Origin of the sequence: Saccharopolyspora ipomoeae, assembly GCF_029952525.1 — a bacterium.
Classification (GTDB): domain Bacteria; phylum Actinomycetota; class Actinomycetes; order Mycobacteriales; family Pseudonocardiaceae; genus Saccharopolyspora; species Saccharopolyspora ipomoeae.
Genome location: NZ_JASAOF010000001.1, coordinates 38,041 through 53,217 on the forward strand (window position 1 = coordinate 38,041; position 15,177 = coordinate 53,217).

15 protein-coding genes are annotated in these 15,177 nt (G+C 72.2%); 2 read left to right on the top strand and 13 right to left on the bottom strand.

The features are described 5' to 3' along the window. Window positions 1–115 precede the first annotated feature (115 nt). Window positions 116–796, top strand: coding sequence for a RibD family protein (locus QFW96_RS00195; protein ID WP_281453397.1), 681 nt, complete (start codon window positions 116–118; stop codon window positions 794–796). On the opposite strand, the gene QFW96_RS00200 is transcribed toward QFW96_RS00195, so the two are convergent. Next, window positions 777–1,457 (bottom strand): CDP-alcohol phosphatidyltransferase family protein, encoded by a 681-nt coding sequence (locus QFW96_RS00200; protein WP_281453398.1) that lies wholly within the window; start codon window positions 1,455–1,457, stop codon window positions 777–779. The two genes, QFW96_RS00195 and QFW96_RS00200, sit on opposite strands and share 20 nt — an antisense overlap. Before the next feature lie 26 nt (window positions 1,458–1,483). Here QFW96_RS00200 and QFW96_RS00205 point away from each other — a divergent pair, with 26 nt between their 5' ends. Beyond that, on the top strand, window positions 1,484–2,434 hold the full coding sequence (locus QFW96_RS00205) for a zinc-dependent alcohol dehydrogenase (RefSeq protein ID WP_281453399.1): 951 nt from the start codon (window positions 1,484–1,486) through the stop codon (window positions 2,432–2,434). Here QFW96_RS00205 and QFW96_RS00210 read toward each other — a convergent pair. From QFW96_RS00210 to cysC, 12 genes are all read right to left on the bottom strand, one after another. After that, complete coding sequence (locus QFW96_RS00210; protein WP_281453400.1) at window positions 2,352–3,290, bottom strand: lysylphosphatidylglycerol synthase transmembrane domain-containing protein; 939 nt, start codon at window positions 3,288–3,290, stop codon at window positions 2,352–2,354. The genes QFW96_RS00205 and QFW96_RS00210 overlap by 83 nt on opposite strands. Next, window positions 3,287–3,931, bottom strand: coding sequence for an SAM-dependent methyltransferase (locus QFW96_RS00215; RefSeq protein ID WP_343231345.1), 645 nt, complete (start codon window positions 3,929–3,931; stop codon window positions 3,287–3,289). The genes QFW96_RS00210 and QFW96_RS00215 overlap by 4 nt, the downstream gene beginning before the upstream one ends. Window positions 3,932–4,116: 185 nt before the next feature. Continuing rightward, window positions 4,117–5,088, bottom strand: a complete 972-nt coding sequence (locus QFW96_RS00220) for a glycosyltransferase family 4 protein (RefSeq protein WP_281453402.1) — start codon at window positions 5,086–5,088, stop codon at window positions 4,117–4,119. A gap of 10 nt (window positions 5,089–5,098) precedes the next feature. Beyond that, complete coding sequence (locus QFW96_RS00225) at window positions 5,099–5,497, bottom strand: 6-pyruvoyl trahydropterin synthase family protein (protein ID WP_281453999.1); 399 nt, start codon at window positions 5,495–5,497, stop codon at window positions 5,099–5,101. Window positions 5,498–5,515: 18 nt separating this feature from the next. After that, window positions 5,516–6,874, bottom strand: a complete 1,359-nt coding sequence (locus QFW96_RS00230) for an MFS transporter (RefSeq protein WP_281453403.1) — start codon at window positions 6,872–6,874, stop codon at window positions 5,516–5,518. Between the two features lie 496 nt (window positions 6,875–7,370). Continuing rightward, window positions 7,371–8,867: an arylsulfotransferase family protein gene (locus QFW96_RS00235; protein ID WP_281453404.1), complete on the bottom strand. Its 1,497-nt coding sequence runs from the start codon at window positions 8,865–8,867 to the stop codon at window positions 7,371–7,373. 28 nt (window positions 8,868–8,895) lie between these two features. Further along, window positions 8,896–9,552 carry a sulfotransferase family protein gene (locus tag QFW96_RS00240; protein ID WP_281453405.1) on the bottom strand — a complete coding sequence of 219 codons (657 nt, stop codon included), beginning with the start codon at window positions 9,550–9,552 and terminating at the stop codon, window positions 8,896–8,898. A 26-nt stretch (window positions 9,553–9,578) separates the two neighbouring features. Next, window positions 9,579–10,847, bottom strand: a complete 1,269-nt coding sequence (locus QFW96_RS00245; protein ID WP_281453406.1) for a sulfate adenylyltransferase subunit 1 — start codon at window positions 10,845–10,847, stop codon at window positions 9,579–9,581. Then, the gene (gene cysD, locus QFW96_RS00250; RefSeq protein ID WP_281453407.1) at window positions 10,847–11,749 is read right to left on the bottom strand and encodes a sulfate adenylyltransferase subunit CysD; all 903 of its coding nucleotides are present in this window, start codon (window positions 11,747–11,749) and stop codon (window positions 10,847–10,849) included. Before cysD ends, QFW96_RS00245 begins: the two co-directional genes overlap by 1 nt. Continuing rightward, on the bottom strand, window positions 11,749–12,504 hold the full coding sequence (locus tag QFW96_RS00255; protein ID WP_281453408.1) for a 3'(2'),5'-bisphosphate nucleotidase CysQ: 756 nt from the start codon (window positions 12,502–12,504) through the stop codon (window positions 11,749–11,751). The genes cysD and QFW96_RS00255 overlap by 1 nt, the downstream gene beginning before the upstream one ends. Further along, window positions 12,501–13,379 (bottom strand): sulfite exporter TauE/SafE family protein, encoded by an 879-nt coding sequence (locus QFW96_RS00260; protein WP_281453409.1) that lies wholly within the window; start codon window positions 13,377–13,379, stop codon window positions 12,501–12,503. The genes QFW96_RS00255 and QFW96_RS00260 overlap by 4 nt, the downstream gene beginning before the upstream one ends. Next, the gene (gene cysC / locus QFW96_RS00265; protein ID WP_425524699.1) at window positions 13,364–14,905 is read right to left on the bottom strand and encodes an adenylyl-sulfate kinase; all 1,542 of its coding nucleotides are present in this window, start codon (window positions 14,903–14,905) and stop codon (window positions 13,364–13,366) included. Before cysC ends, QFW96_RS00260 begins: the two co-directional genes overlap by 16 nt. Window positions 14,906–15,177: the final 272 nt, after the last annotated feature.

Below are 15,177 nucleotides of genomic sequence, written 5' to 3' on the forward strand. Positions count from 1 at the left end.
GCGGATGTTTGTTTCCGTTCCACAGAATAGTGGCCCCCATCACCGGGCTTTGTCAACACTTTGTTGAGTTCGCTGGTCGAGGCGCTGCGGACGATCAATCGGTACCGTGGCGGGCGTGCCGCGCCCCCACGTTCTGCTCAGCGTCGCCGTCAGCGCCGACGGCTGCATCGACGACGTGAGCCCGCAGCGCTTCCCGCTGTCCAACGCCGCCGACTTCGACCACGTCGACCAGGTGCGCGCCGAGTCCGACGCGATCCTGCTCGGCGCGGGCACCGTCCGGCGCGACGACCCGCGCCTGCTGGTGCGCAGCGCCGAGCGATGCGCCGCCCGCCTGGCGCGCGGCGCGCCGGAGCACCCGATGAAGGTCATCGTCTCCGGCAGCGGCGACCTCTCCCCCGCGCTGCGGCTGTGGCACCTCGACGGCGCCAAGCTCGTCTACACGACCGACTCCGGAGCGGAGTCGACCACTGTGGACGGACTGGCCGAAGTCGCCGCCATGGGAACGGAACTCGACTTCGGCGAGATGCTCGACGACCTAGGCGATCGAGGAGTGCGGCGGCTCATGGTCGAGGGCGGGACCTGCATCCACACCGGGTTCCTGCGGGCCGGTCTCGCCGACGAGCTGCGGATGGCGATCGCACCGATCTTCGTCGGGCAGCAGACCGCGCCGCGCTTCCTGCACCCGGCGCTGTTCCCCGGCGGACCGGAGCGCCGCTTCCACCTGGAGGACGTGACCAAGATCGGCGACGTCGCCGTGCTGCGCTACTTCCCGAAGGTCACGTCCGAGAACGCCTGAGCCACAGCACGTCCCGGCCGAACGACCACACCAGGACCAGCAGCGCCAGGAACACCCACGCCGCCGCGTGCGGCACGAGACCCGACGAGACCGCGACGAGCACGATCCCCTGCACCGCCGCGACGGCCTTGCGCGCGCGGCTGGGCGGGAGCTGCTCCCGCAGCCACCGAAGCCGCCACGAGGCGGCGACGAACGCGTAGCGCATCAGCCCGATCACCAGTACCCACGGCCCCAGCGCGGTGGCGACGTGGACGCTGAGCACGAGGATCAGGAACGCGTCGACCTCCATGTCCAGCCGCGCCCCGAACGGCGAGGTGGTCCCGGTGCGCCGGGCGACCTGCCCGTCGAGGAAGTCGCTGATCAGCGCCACGACCCCGAGCACGACGAGCAAGCTCGGGCCGACCCCGTCGGCCACCAGCGCGGTGATCACGGCGGTCAGGGCGGCGCGCACGAGCGTGATCCGGTCGGCCGGGCCGAGGCAGGTGGTGGCGTGCCGGAGCATCGCGCGACGCACCAGCGCCTGGGTGCCGAGCGCGCAAGCGAGCCCGGCGGCCCAGCCGAGCGGGCCCAGCCCCACCGTCGCGGCGACGGCGAGCAGCGCGAGCACCTGAGCTCCCGCCCACGCCAGGTGCTCGGCGGTGTTGCGGTGGAGTTCGATCATGTCCACCCTGTTCTCGGAGGTCATCGATGGCAGAGACCGCACGGGCATTGTGGGTCACCGGGCACGGCCGGGGCGAGATCCGGCGCGCCGCGCTGCCCGAGCGTTCGCCGGATCAGGTGGCCGTGCGCACCCTGTACTCGGCGATCAGCCGGGGCACCGAAAGCCTCGTGCTGCAAGGGCGAATCCCGGGCTCGCAGCACCAGCGGATGCGGGCGCCGTTCCAGGAGGGCGAGTTCCCGTGGCCGGTCAAGTACGGCTACCTCAACGTCGGTGCGGTCGAGGAGGGCCCGCCCGAGCTGGTCGGCCGCACGGTGTTCTGCCTCTACCCGCACCAGACCCGCTACGTCGTCCCCGCCTCGGCGGTGACCGTCGTGCCGCCGTCGGTCCCGGCGCGACGCGCGGTGCTGGCCGGAACGGTGGAGACCGCGGTCAACGCCGTCTGGGACGCCGCGCCGCTGATCGGCGACCGGATCGCGGTGGTCGGCGGCGGGATGGTCGGGTGCAGCGCGGCCGCGATCCTGGCCCGCGTCCCCGGAGTCCGGGTGCAGCTCGTCGACGTCGACCCGGCCCGCGAGGCCACCGCGCGCGCCCTGGGCGTCGGCTTCGCCGCCCCTGCCGATGCCGAGGGCGAGTGCGATCTCGTGGTGCACGCCAGCGGCAGCGAGCGGGGGCTGGCCCGGTCGCTGGAGCTGCTGGCCACCGAGGGCCGCGTGATCGAGCTGAGCTGGTACGGCGACCGGGCGGTGAGCGCGCCGCTGGGCGAGTCGTTCCACTCGCGGCGGCTGACGATCCGCGGCAGCCAGGTCGGCGCGGTCGCCCATCCCCGGCGCGATTTCGCGCAGCGGATGGGTCTGGCGCTGGAGCTGCTGGCAGATCCGGTCTTCGACCACCTGATCAGCGGTGAGAGCCCGTTCGACGCTCTTCCCGATCTGCTGGCGGCGGGGCTTCCGGCGCTGTGCCACCGGATCGTCCACTGACCAGCACGAGCACGCCGGGCAGCGCGGCGATGAGGGTCAGCGCCCCGTAGGTCACCGAGGTCGCCAGGCCCTGCGCCGCGTCGAGCCCGGTGGCCGCGAAGGCCAGCGCGAGGAACGCCTCCCTCGGCCCGAAGCCCCCGACGTTGATCGGCAGCGCCATCACCAGCAGCGCGAGCACGAGCAGCGGCAGCAGGACGCCCAGCGGCGCCTCCGCCCCGGAAGCGCGGGCCGCGACGAGGAACAGGGCCAGGTGCCCGGCGACGGTCGCCAGCGACGACACCGCCACCGGGGTCACCGCCCGCCGGGTGAGCACACCGCGCCGCGCGTCCCGCCAGAACGTCACCGCGGCTCGGCGCACCGCCGGGATCAGCAGCGCCGACCCGGCGAGCGCGCCGATCACCAGCAGCGCGGGCAGCAGCGGCACCGGCACGACCGGGTCGGTGACCAGCACGACCGCGCCGACCGCCAGGAGCGCGAGCTGCCCGGCGAAGCGCTCCAGCAGCACGGCCCGCACGCCGCCGCCGAGGTCGCCGGAGCGGTTCCCGTGGCTGACGGCCCGGTGGACGTCGCCGAGCACCCCGGCCGGCAGCACGGCGTTGAGCAGCAGCGCGCGGTAGTAGTCGGCCAGCGCCACCCGCAGCGGCAACCGCAGGCCGAGGCCGCGCGCGACGACGCACCACCGCCACGCGCTGAAAGCCGTGGTGGCCAGCCCGATGCCCAGCGCCGCGAGCGCCGTCCGGGGACCGATCGCGCGCAGTCCGTTCAGGAAGGCGTCGGTGCCCAGCCGCCAGGCCAGGACCGCGAGGATCGCGGCCGCCACCAGCGCGCGCAGCCAGGGCCAGATCCGGCGGCTCACGTCCGCTCCCCCGGGATCGCCAGGAGGTCGGCGTGCTCGACGACGGCCCGCAGCTCTCCGGCCCGCCGCAGGTAGTCAGGTGCTTCCGAGGTCAGGTCGGGGTCCTGCTCGCAGGCGGCGCCGATCCAGCCGCGCAACCACTGCTCGGTCAGCGGGCCGGGTTCGAGCCGCCACGGGCTGGGGCGGGTCAGCACGGTCGCGCCGCGCGCCTCGAACGCGGCGGTGGCGTGCGCGACAGCGTCCGGGCCGAGCAGGTGGCGACGCTGGTGCTGGTTGAAGGCCGCCTCGAACCGGGAGTCGAGCGGTCCCGGCGGGTCGAGCTCGACGCGGCCGGTGACGGTGAGCGTCAGCAGCGCGGGACACCCTGCCTCGACGCAGGCCGCCACGAGCGCGTCGACCTCCCGGGCGGTGAGCACGTCCAGCAACGCCGAAGCCGTGACCAACGACGTCCCCACCAGCTCGGCCCCGCTCAGCGCCCCGATCTCCTCCACCCGAACCTCAACACCGGCCTCGTCGTCCACCGCGAGCGCCAGCAGCTCCGGATCCCGGTCCTGCAGCACCCAGCGCTCCGGGACACCGAGCCGCCCGCTCAACCACCTCCGCATCGACCCGGTGCCGCTCCCGAGATCGCGGATCGTCACCAGGGGACGGTTTTTCCTCGAATCACCCGGGGTTGATGCCCCTTTTGTCCGGTCAACTCGGGGAAGAACCGTCCCCTGGCGACGCGACAACACCACGCGCAGGGGGTCGAGGAGATCCGCCGCGCGGGCGGCGGCGTCGGCGGGTTCGCGGAGCGCCAACCACTCCGGGTCGAAACCGGCGGCGGTCATGCCTCCAGGCTAGTCAGCGCGTCGGCCAGCTGCCGCGCGGTCGCGTCCCAGCTCGGCAGCTGCGCGCGGCGGCGCAGCGCGGCGGCGCGCAGTCGGTCCCGGAACTCCGCGTCGGTGGCCCAGCGGCGCAGCGCCGTGGTCAGCGCGTCGAGGTCGCCCGGAGGCAGGAGCAGGCCGCCGTCGCCGAGGGCGTCGGGAACGGCGCCGGCGATGACCGGGACGCCCCGGGCCAGGCCTTCGGTGACGGCCATGCCGTAGGTCTCGGCCAGGGACGGCTGCACCAGCAGGTCCGCGCTCGCGTAGGCCTCGGCGAGATCGACGCCGGTGAGCGGGCCGAGGATCCGACCGCCCGCTTCCCGCAGCGCCCGCGCGTACTCGGGATCCCGTTCCGGACCGACGAAGTCGCAGCTCAGAGGCAGTTCTTCCAGCGCCCGCAGCAGCAGGTCCTGGCCCTTGCGCGGCATCAGCGCGGCGACGCACAGCAGCCGCGACACCCCGTCGGTCCCGGGCGCGACGGGAGCCGGGTCGGTCCCGGGCACCGCGATCCGGGCGCCGGGAATCCGCCTGGCCGTCCGCGGGCTGGTGGTGATCACGAGGTCAGCCGCGCTCAGCACCCGCTTCTCGGCCGCGTCGAGTCGCGCGGCGACCTGGGCGCTCAGCCCGGTCTCGTCGGCCAGCGGCAGGTGGACCAGGATCGCGACGCGCAACCGGCGCGAGTGGGCGGCGATGATGTCGGGAACTCCGCAGGCCACGAGCCCGTCGAGCAGCACCGCCTCACCGTCGGCGATCCCGTCGAGCAGGTCGGCGAGCCGATCCAGCGCCGCGCGATCCGGCTCCGGCCAAGCCCCCGCGACGGCACCGCGGCGCACGTCGAAGCCGCGCTCCGCCAGCCCGGCTGCGACGCGCCGGTCGTAGACGTTGCCGCCGCTGGGAAGCTCGTCGTCGGGGACGACGAAGTGGACTCTCACAGCGTCACTCTCAGAGGGCTCGTTCGTACCCGGCCCACGCCACGTGGGACTCGTGCAGCACGACCTTCAACCCGCTCAACCCGCGCGCGGATTCGCCGAGCGCGCCGGAGCGGATCCGCTCGGCGAGCCGATCGGCGACGACCTGGGCGAGGAACTCCGTCGAGGTGTTGACCCCGGCGAACTCGTCGAGCTCGTCGAGGTTGCGGTAGTTGAGCTCGGCCAGCACCTCGCCGAGCTGCTCGGTCGCGCGGCCGATGTCGACGACGACGTTGTCGGCGTCGAGCTGCTCGCGCTGGAACGTCGCGTCCACCACGAACGTCGCGCCGTGCAGGCGCTGCGCGGGACCGAAGGTCTCGCCCCGGAAGCTGTGGGCGACCATGACGTGGTCGCGAACGGTGATGGTGAACAGGATGCGCCCTCCGTTCTCTCAGCGGGCCCGCCACGGACCTCCGCGCGCCAGCGACATCACGAGCCCGGCGAACGCGGCGATGCCCATCGTGATCGCGGCGACCGCGAAGCCGAGCCGCACGGCGGGATCGTCGGCGTTGGCGGCGTAGGACGCAACACCGGACGAGCCGAGCCAACTGGTGAGGATCAGCAGCGCCACCGCGGTTCCGGCGGCTTGGGCGCTGTTGAACAGCATCGACCGGATGCCGTTGGCGACGGCCCGCTGATCGCTGCCCACCCCGGCCATGATCGACCCGGTGTTGGGCGCGGTGAACAGGCCCGTCCCCGCCCCGATCAGTCCCAGGCACAGCGCCATGAGCAGCAGCGGAGCCCCGGGAACCGCGAGCTGCCCGGCCAGCCCGACGATGCCGACGACCACCAGCAGCGCACCGAGGCTGGACAGGGTCCGCGCCGACCAGCGCACCGACAGCCGGGCGCTGAGCGGCGCGCACAGCATCATCACCAGCGCCAGCGGCATCACGACGAACCCGGCTTCCAGCGCGGTCCGGTGCTCCACCATCTGCTGGTGCAGCCCGACCAGCACCACGACTCCGGCCCGGCAGAAGGAGTTGAAGAACGCCGCCGCGTACGCCTGCCCGCGGCCGGGCCGCTGCAGCAGTCGCAGATCCAGCAGCGGCGCCGAGATCCGGCGTTCCACCAGGACGAACGCCACCAGCAGCGCGACGCCGAGCACGATCGCCGACGGCACGCGCGGATCGGCCGCTCCCCACGGTCCGATGCGGTTGATGCCGAACAGCAGCACCGCCAGTCCCGTGCTCGACAGCAGCGCTCCGGTGATGTCGAAGCGCTGCCGGGGTCCGCGAGCGCGCGGGATCTTCGGCAGCAACCGCGACCCCAGCACCACGGCGAGGATCCCGATCGGCACGTTGACCAGGAACAACGCGTGCCAGTCGGCGAAGGTCACCAGCAGCCCGCCCAGCGCGGGCCCGATCATCTGCGCGATGGAGGCGGCCGTGATGTTCAGGCTCAACCCGTGCACCAGGCGGTTCGGCGGGAACACGTCGGTGAGGATCGCGGTCGTGTTCGTGACGGTCGTGGCGGCCGCGATCCCCTGCAGCACGCGCAGCACGATCAGCGTCGACGCGTTCGGCGCGAACGCGCACAGCAGGCTGATCACGGTGAAGCAGGCCAGCCCCGCGAGGTAGATCGTCCGCCGCCCGAGCATGTCCGAGATGCGGCTGAACACCAGGATGGACGCGGTGTTGCTGAGCATGAACGCCACGAGGAACCAGTCAGCGGTAGCAGCGGGGACCCGGAACGAAGCGGACAACGCGGGCAGCGCCAGGTTCAGCGAGGTGGCGTTGACCAGCACCAACATCAACCCGAGCGTGGTCACCCCGAGCGCCCGACGACACCGGCGACGGACCTCCCTCTCGTCCTCCGCCAGCACACCCACAGCACAACACTCCTTAGCCTCGCGAAGATGCTAACTCGGGAAACACCTCCCGAACGCCCACGCGAGACCCCGACCACACACCTCATTCACCACACTCCTGGTGCGCAGTTCTCATGAAAACTTCCCCCTCCTCGAAAACCGGAACACCTCTGAAAGGAGTGACCAGCACTCAGGACGACGGACCCGAAGTCGACCGGATCACGGCACTGATCTGCAAAGAGCGCGACCACGCGCGGAGTTCCGAGATCAACGGCCAGGTCTGGAACCGGGCTTCGAATGCAGCCGACTCCCGTTTCGTGGGGAGGGAAGTTTTCATGAGAACTTCGCTGTTGCGGGAGACGGGAGTGGGGACGGGTTTGGTCCGAACCGTCCTGGGACCACGTCGATGGTCATGGGACAGTTCGGACCAGAACCGGCGTCAGGCGACCGCGACCGCTGGGGATCTGCCGAGGACGTTGCCTGAGGCGTCGAGGGCTTCTACCGCGACCACGGGGTGGGCGCCCTGGATGTCGATCTTGGTTTCGAAGCCCGTCTTCTCCGCGTCCGCGACTGCGGTGAGGTTCTGGTCGTCCGGGCCCGCCAGGGCGCGCCACGTCGTGACCTCCGTGGCTCCGTTCCAGCTGGTGTAGACGCTGGTGATGCCGTCGCCGGGTTTGCCCACGACCGCTGGGGAGTCCGCGGGTTTCCCGACCCACTGGGCCCTGTGGGCGCGGTAGGAGGCCATCGTTTCGGTGAATCGGCCGTGGAAGAGGACCTCGTTGTTCGGGCCGAACTCGGTGAAGTACGGCTGGCCGCCCCAGCCGACGAACATGTGGCCGTTGGCCAGCAGCTGCGCGTTGCCCTGGTTCGGGGCGAGCAGGCCCTCCGGGCTCTCCGCGCTGCGCAGCAGCGTCGCCGTCCTGGCCGCCTCGTCGACGTTGAGCGTCATGCCGCGCGACTTGGCGCGGCCGGCGGCGTCGGCGTTGTCGAAGAGGCTGATCGTGCCGTCGGAGTGCCGGCGAACGTCGTGCTGCCAGGCGAAACCGGCGTCCTCGCTCATCGCGAAGTCGCTCTTGCGACCGCACAGGCGCCACTTCACCTCGCCCGAGGCGCGGTCGATGCGGTAGATGGCGTGGGTGCAGCGCGCCGAGATCAGCAGCGCGTCGCCGTCCTCGCAGATGGCGTTGAGGTGGATGTAGTCGTGGAAGGCCTCCGGGTCCTTCGGCACCGGGTAGAACGACTCGTCCAGGCCGACGTGCTCCAGGCTGTTCCACTCGAAGATCAGCTCACCGGAGGCGATGTCGATCTCCTGCACCACGCCTTCGAGGACCTTCGAGTTCGGCTGCCCGCCCACCGGCGTGGTGTCCAGCCGGACCTCGCGGTAGGCCAGGATCAGCGCCGTGCCCTGCGGGGTGATGACGAACTCGTGCAGGTCACCGGTCAGGTCGTTGGCCGGGACGACCTCGGCGATTCGCGCGTAGGCCTCGTCCATGATCACGAACTTGCCGTGACCGAAGCCCGGCGGGACGACGACCTTGCCCTCCCAGAACGTCAGCACCGGTTTTCCCTGGTACTGCTGCACCTTCAGGTCGAAGTTCACGCCCTCCGACGACGGCCCGAACCAGACCGGCTGGCCGGTGTCGTCCATGAGCATCGCACCCGGCTGGATCGGGGCGCGCGGCGCGGGCGCGTTCACGTCCATCGTGCTGGCTCCGGTGGGCGTGAGCAGCACCTGCCCCGGCTCGGTGCCCGCGGCCGGGGTGATGATCTCCATCAGCGGCGGGTGCAGATCCGGCCGCGTGACCAGGTCCGCGCCCAACGCGCCGACGGACGGCCGGGGCGCGGCCTGGGCCGCGCCCGATAACGCCGCGGGAACCAGGGGCGCTGCGGCCAGCATCCGCAGCACGGATCTGCGGCCTAACTCGGTGGTGGACATGGGTCTCCTCGAAGCTGTGCGGCGGATATCAGGACTCGTACGGCGAGGTGAACTTGCCCTCGCGCTGGGTCTTCTCGACCAGGTCGCGGATCGAACCGGAGTCGTTGACGTGCGGGAACGGCTCGTCCGGCACCGGCACCTCCAGGAACTCGCACAGCCGGCCCCAGCCCTCGCCGACCTGGTAGGTCAGCAGCCGGTCGGCCGGGACGGCCTCCTGCACGGCGGCGTTGTGGGCCTCGAAGACCTTGATGGCGTGCTCGCGATCGTCGAAACGCCCGTCGAAGGTGCCGTTCCAGATCATCCGCTCTATGGTCGGCCGCATCTTGAGGCTGAAGTCGTCGTCGGCCGGCGGCTCCTGCACGAACTGGTAGATCGTGTTGAACACGCTGTCGTACCAGCGCTCCGGGTCGCGGACGGTGAGCAGCACCTTCGCGTCCGGGTAGAAGTCCATGAGCTCGCGCCAGAACGTGCAGCCCGGCCAGTCCACGGTGGACTCGAACCCGCCGAGCACCGTCTCCCAGTCCTCGACCTCCCCGTCCAGCGCCCGGTCCCAGTCCTTGGCGCGCTCGGGCTGCGCGATGACCTCGAACATGTGGTAGCACGGCGCGAAGCCGAGGTGCTCCAGCGCCGACTTCATCGACGCGGTACCGGTGCGGCCGAACCCGGCCCCGATGATCTTGACCATTTCCCTCGCTCCTTCGTCGGTCTTCTTCAGCGCGTCTCGGTGATCAGGACGGCGCCCGCGGTCGCGTGGCTGGAGGCGTCGATGAGGACCGCGCCCCCGGTGAGCCGGTTGTGCCGGTAGGGATCGCAGAACACCGGCTGCGCCAGCCGCAGCCGGACCTCGCCGATGTCGTTGAGCTGCAAGGATTCCGCCGGTCCGCGTTCCAGCGTGGTGACGTCGAGGCGTTCGCGGACCTCGGTGACGATCGCCTTGACCACGCGGGTGGTGTGCTTGAGCAGCAACCGGGTTCCCGGGGTGAGCGGGGACTTCGGCGACATCCAGCACACCGAGGCCGTCAGCTCCTCGGCGGCGACCGGCGGCCCGTCCGGTGCGCAGAGCATGTCGCCGCGCCCCACGTCGATGTCCTCGGCCAGCCGCAGCGCCACCGACTGCGGCGCCCGCCCGAGCTCCAGCTCGGCGTCGGCGCTGTCGACCGCGACGACGCGGCTGCGCATCCCGGACGGCAGGTGCAGCACCTCCTCGCCGGGCGCGACGGCGCCCCCGGCGATCTGGCCCGCGTAACCCCGGTAGTCCTGCTCCTGCGCGCGGATCGCGTACTGCACCGGCATCCGGAACCGACCGGTCTCCTCGGCGACCTCCACCTGCTCCAGGTGCTCCAGCAGCGACGGCCCGTCGTACCAGGGCATCTCGGTCGAGCGGTCCACGACGTTGTCGCCGCGCAGCGCCGAGATCGGGATGGCGGTGACCTCCCGCAGGTCGAGCCGCTCGGTGAACGCGGCGAACTCGCCGGTGATGGCGCGGAAGACCTCCTCGTCGTAGTCGACGAGGTCCATCTTGTTCACCGCCAGCACCAGCTGCGGCACCCGGAGCAGCCCGGCCAGCACGGCGTGCCTGCGGGACTGCTCGGTCAGGCCGTTGCGAGCGTCGACCAGCACGATCGCGAGGTCCGCGGTGGAGGCGCCGGTGACCATGTTGCGGGTGTACTGGGCGTGGCCCGGGGTGTCGGCGATGATGAACGCGCGCCGCGCGGTCTCGAAGTAGCGGTGCGCGACGTCGATGGTGATGCCCTGCTCGCGCTCGGCGCGCAGCCCGTCGGTGAGCATCGCCAGGTCCAGCTGCTCGTCGCCGCGCTCCTCGCTGGCCACCTCCAGCTGTTCGAGCTGATCGGCCAGCAGCGACTTGGAGTCGTGCAGCAGGCGTCCGATCAGCGTGGACTTGCCGTCGTCGACCGCGCCCGCGGTGGCGAACCGCAGCAGGCTGTCGGCCGGGGCGAAGACCGGTTCGGTGGTGGTCATCAGAAGTATCCCTCCCGCTTGCGGTCCTCCATCGCCGCCGCGCTGGTGCGGTCGTCGGCGCGGGTCTGGCCGCGCTCGGAGATCCTGGTGGCGGCGATCTCGGCGATCACCTCGGACACCGTCGCGGCCTCCGAGGGGACCGCGCCGGTGCAGGTCATGTCGCCGACGGTGCGGAACCGCACGGACCGCTCGACCAGCTGCTCGTCGGGATCGCGCGGCAGGAAAGGGTTGTCGGCGAGCAGCATCCCGTCGCGCTCGAAGACCTTGCGGTTGTGGGCGAAGTAGAGCGACGGCAGTTCTACGTCCTCGCGGTCGATGTAGGTCCACACGTCGCGCTCGGTCCAGTTCGACAGCGGGAAGGCGCGCACGTTCTCGCCGGGGTGGATCAGCCCGTTGTAGAGGTTCCACAGCTCGGGGCGCTGGTTGCGCGGGTCCCACTGGCCGAAGCCGTCGCGGAACGACAGCATGCGCTCCTTGGCGCGGGCGCGTTCCTCGTCGCGGCGGGCTCCGCCGAAGAGCGCGTCGAAGCGGTGCTCGGCGATGGCTTCCAGCAGCGAGGCCGTCTGCAGCCGGTTCCGGCTGGTCAGGCCCTCGGGTTCGACGGTGCGGCCGGCGTCGATGGACTCCTGCACCGAGGCCACCACGAGCCGGACGCCGAGCTCGGCGGCTCGGCGGTCGCGGAAGTCGAGGACCTCCTCGAAGTTGTGTCCGGTGTCGACGTGCAGCACCGGGAACGGGATCGGGGCGGGGGCGAAGGCCTTCTCGGCGAGCTTGAGCAGCACTGCGGAGTCCTTGCCGCCGGAGAACAGCAGCGCGGGCCGGTCGCGTTCGGCGACGACCTCGCGGATCAGGTGCACCGCCTCGGATTCCAGTACGTCCAGACGAGACAGTCCGGCCGGCATCAGCGACTCCCCTCGGGTCGATCGGACAGGGCGGCGAGCAGGTCCACGGCCAGCTCGCGGCGGCAGACCAGAAGGTCGGGAAGCCACGGGTCGGGGCGGTCGTAGACGAGCTCGGAACCGTCGAGGCGGCTGGTGTGGAGTCCGGCGGCGCGGGCGATGCCGACGGGGGCGGCGCTGTCCCACTCGTACTGCCCGCCGCCGTGCAGGTAGGCGTCGACCTCGCCGAGCACCACGGCGGTGATCTTGGCGCCGGCCGAGCCCATCGGCACCAGCTCGGCGCCGATCCGCTCGGCGATCTCGGTGACGAACTCCGGGGGGCGGCTGCGGCTGACCGCGATGCGCGGACGCGCGATGCCGTGCGTGGGCTGCTTGGGCGGCTCGCCGGTACCGAGCACGACGCCCTGGGCGGGCAGGGCGACGGCGGAGGCGATGACCTCGTGCCGTTCGGCAAGCGCCACGTGCACCGCCCAGTCGCTGCGGCCCGGCTCGGTGAACTCGCGGGTGCCGTCGAGCGGGTCGACGATCCAGACCCGCTGCCCGGCAACGCGTTCCGGACCGGACACGCCGTGCTCGGAGAGCACCGGGTCGTCCGGCCGTTCCTGCGCGAGCGCCTCGACGAGCAGCCGGTGCGCCGCGGCGTCTCCGGCGTCACCGAGCGCCTTGGGGTCCGAAGTGGACTCCTCCCGCAGCTCGAGAAGGCGCTCCCCCGCCCGCTGCGCCAGCCCGGCGGCCAGCTCGTGGTCGTCCACGCTCACCCCACTACCTCCCTGTGTTCCTGCGCGGCGGCGGCCCGCCGCGACATCGCGTTGCGCAACGGCGGGATCGCCGCCCCGAGCAGAACGACCAGCGACCCGGCCGAGACCCCGGTCAGGACGTCCGCTCCGAGCATCATCAGCCCGGTGGTCACCAGCATCCCGCCGAGCAGCACCCGCACCGGCCGGTCCGGCACGCGCGCCGAGAACAGCGATCCCGCCAGCACACCGGGGATCGACCCGGCCAGCAACGACGCGACTAGTCCGATGTGGACGTCACCGGCGGCGAGGTGGCCGAGCGCCGAGACCAGCACGAGCGGGACGGCCTGGACGAGGTCGGTGCCGACCAGCCGCGCCGAGCTCAGCCCCCGGTTGAGCAGCAGCAGTACCACGATGATGATCGATCCGGAACCCACCGAAGTGGTACCCACGACCAGCCCGGCGACGGCGCCGAGCAGCACCGTCGGCACCGGCCGCACCCGAGTTCCGTCCGATGTGGACTCCCGGCGGGACAGGACCATCCGCGCGAACAGGGTGAGCGCGGCCAGCAGCACCGCCGCGCCGACGATCTCCTTGAGCAGCGACTCGGCGCCCCGGCCCAGCGTTCCCGCCAGCAGCGATCCGGCCGCCGCGCAGGGCAGCGAGCCCAGGCACAACCAGCCCACCAGCTTCGGCTGCACGGTGCGGCGCCGCAGGTGCACCAGCGCGCCCAGGGGTTTCACCACCGCCGCCGCCACCAGGTCCGAGGACACCGCGGCCAGCGGCGGCACGCCGAAGACCAGCGTGAGCAGCGGCATCGTCAGCGCACCGCCGCCCATGCCCGTCACGCCCACCATCAGGCCGGTGAGCAGGCCGGTCGCCGCTACGCCGAGGTCCACGGCCGCACCCAGCCCCGCGCGCGCAGCAACGCCACGACGCGCTCCACCGCCTCGTCCTGCGACAGCGCGGAGGTGTCCAGGACGAGGTCCGCGTCGTCGGGTTCCTCGTAGGGCGCGGAGACCCCGGTGAACTCCGGGATCGAGCCGCTGCGGGCCTTCCGGTAGAGGCCCTTGCGGTCGCGGCGCTCGCACTCGCGGAGCGGCGTGGCCACGTGGACCAGCACGAAACCGCCGGATTCGCACACCATCCGGCGGACCGCGTCCCGGTCGGCGTGGTACGGCGCGATGGGCGCGCAGATCGCCGCACCGCCGTGCCGGGTGATCTCGGCGGCGACGTACCCGATGCGGCGGACGTTGCGGCTGCGGTCCTCGGCGGAGAAGCCGAGTCCCTCGCACAGCGTCCGGCGGACCACGTCGCCGTCGAGCAGCGTCACCGCGCGGTGGTCGTGGCGGCTGAGCTCGTCGCGCAGCGCGCGGGCCAGCGTCGACTTGCCCGCGCCGGACAAGCCGGTGAACAGCACGGTGAAGCCGCGCGCGGCCAGCGGCGGGTGCAGCCGGCGCTGCTGCTCGGCGATCGCGGGGGTGGTGAACCAGTCGGGGAGTTCCTCCCCGCCGTCCAGCAGCGCGCGCAGCCGCTCGTCGCTGAGGCCGGGGCGGGTGTCGGCCGGGGCGACGCGAGCGGCCGGGAGCCAGCGGTCGGACCGGTCGCGGACCACCTCCGGTGGTTCCACGACCGGGATCGGGGCGTGGTCGAGGGCCGCCTCGGACAGCAGGTGGGTGGCGCCGTAGGCGGCCGCGACGTGCGCGGTCAGCAGCGCGTCGCGCTTCGGATCGGCGCGGTGGACCAGCGGGACCGGCACGATCGTGGTGCCCTCGGGCAGTTCCGGACGAGCCGCCAGCACCGCTTGGACGAGCACCTCCGGGCGCGGGCCGGTCATCCGCGGCAGCAGCAGGACGTGCGCGCCGAGCTCGGCGGCCGACTCACGGACCTGGGCGAGCTCGCGGTGGTGCAGCGGCGCCGACGGCAGCACGCCGAGCACCGGACCGGCCGGAAGGCCCGAGCGGACCTGGTCAGCGGGAGGGCGCAGCCGACGCAGCACGCCGGAGGGCTCCTCGGCCGCCAGCACCGGGCCCGCGACGTGCGAGCCGGACTCGTCGGCCCAGGGGCGCTCGTTGCGGACGACCGCCACGGGCGCGCCCTCGACGTCGCGCAGCTCGACCTCGTCGGCCGCGGCGATCTCGTCGGGAACCGCGAGGGTGATCGGTTCCGGCCAGGCGACGTCGGTGGTCAGGCGCTGCCGGGTGCGCACCGACTCGACCTCGTCGGCGGGCAGGAACCCGGGCAGCGGGGCGAAAGCGCCGTCCAGCAGGAGCTCCACATCGGACAGTTGAGCGGGTTCGGGGACCCAAGTCGCGCGACGCTGCGGACCGGCGGGGATTTCGGCGTTCCCGCCGGAACGATCGGCATCCGTTCCGTTCGCGCTCACAGGCACCTCGGTCCTCAGCTCGGGGACGAACCGGTCCATCCCGTGGGACGTCTGGATCCATACGGTGGCCGACCACTCCCACCCGGAGGAACCCGGTGACGATTACTCGCCAGTTCCGGTTTTTCCCAAGCGTGGAAGAGGATTCACGTGTTCGCGCAGGCCACAACCAGACATAGTTCGTGTACCACGCGAGTGATCCGCTCGCAGTGCGCGTGCGCCCGGGCGAGTGCCGAGGCCGCGCGACGAGCCCGTCAGCTCATCGCGACCGATCGCCGTTCACCGGAGTCCACACGGCGTTAACGCGGCGAGGG

Coding starts and splice junctions, on each gene's coding strand:
- QFW96_RS00230 (WP_281453403.1), bottom strand. CDS start 6,874: ATGTTGGTGCTGGTCAACGCCACCTCGCTGAACCTGGCGCTGCCCGCG.
- QFW96_RS00235 (WP_281453404.1), bottom strand. CDS start 8,867: ATGTCCACCACCGAGTTAGGCCGCAGATCCGTGCTGCGGATGCTGGCC.
- QFW96_RS00200 (WP_281453398.1), bottom strand. CDS start 1,457: ATGATCGAACTCCACCGCAACACCGCCGAGCACCTGGCGTGGGCGGGA.
- cysC (WP_425524699.1), bottom strand. CDS start 14,905: ATGGACCGGTTCGTCCCCGAGCTGAGGACCGAGGTGCCTGTGAGCGCG.
- QFW96_RS00240 (WP_281453405.1), bottom strand. CDS start 9,552: ATGGTCAAGATCATCGGGGCCGGGTTCGGCCGCACCGGTACCGCGTCG.
- QFW96_RS00205 (WP_281453399.1), top strand. CDS start 1,484: ATGGCAGAGACCGCACGGGCATTGTGGGTCACCGGGCACGGCCGGGGC.
- QFW96_RS00245 (WP_281453406.1), bottom strand. CDS start 10,847: ATGACCACCACCGAACCGGTCTTCGCCCCGGCCGACAGCCTGCTGCGG.
- cysD (WP_281453407.1), bottom strand. CDS start 11,749: ATGCCGGCCGGACTGTCTCGTCTGGACGTACTGGAATCCGAGGCGGTG.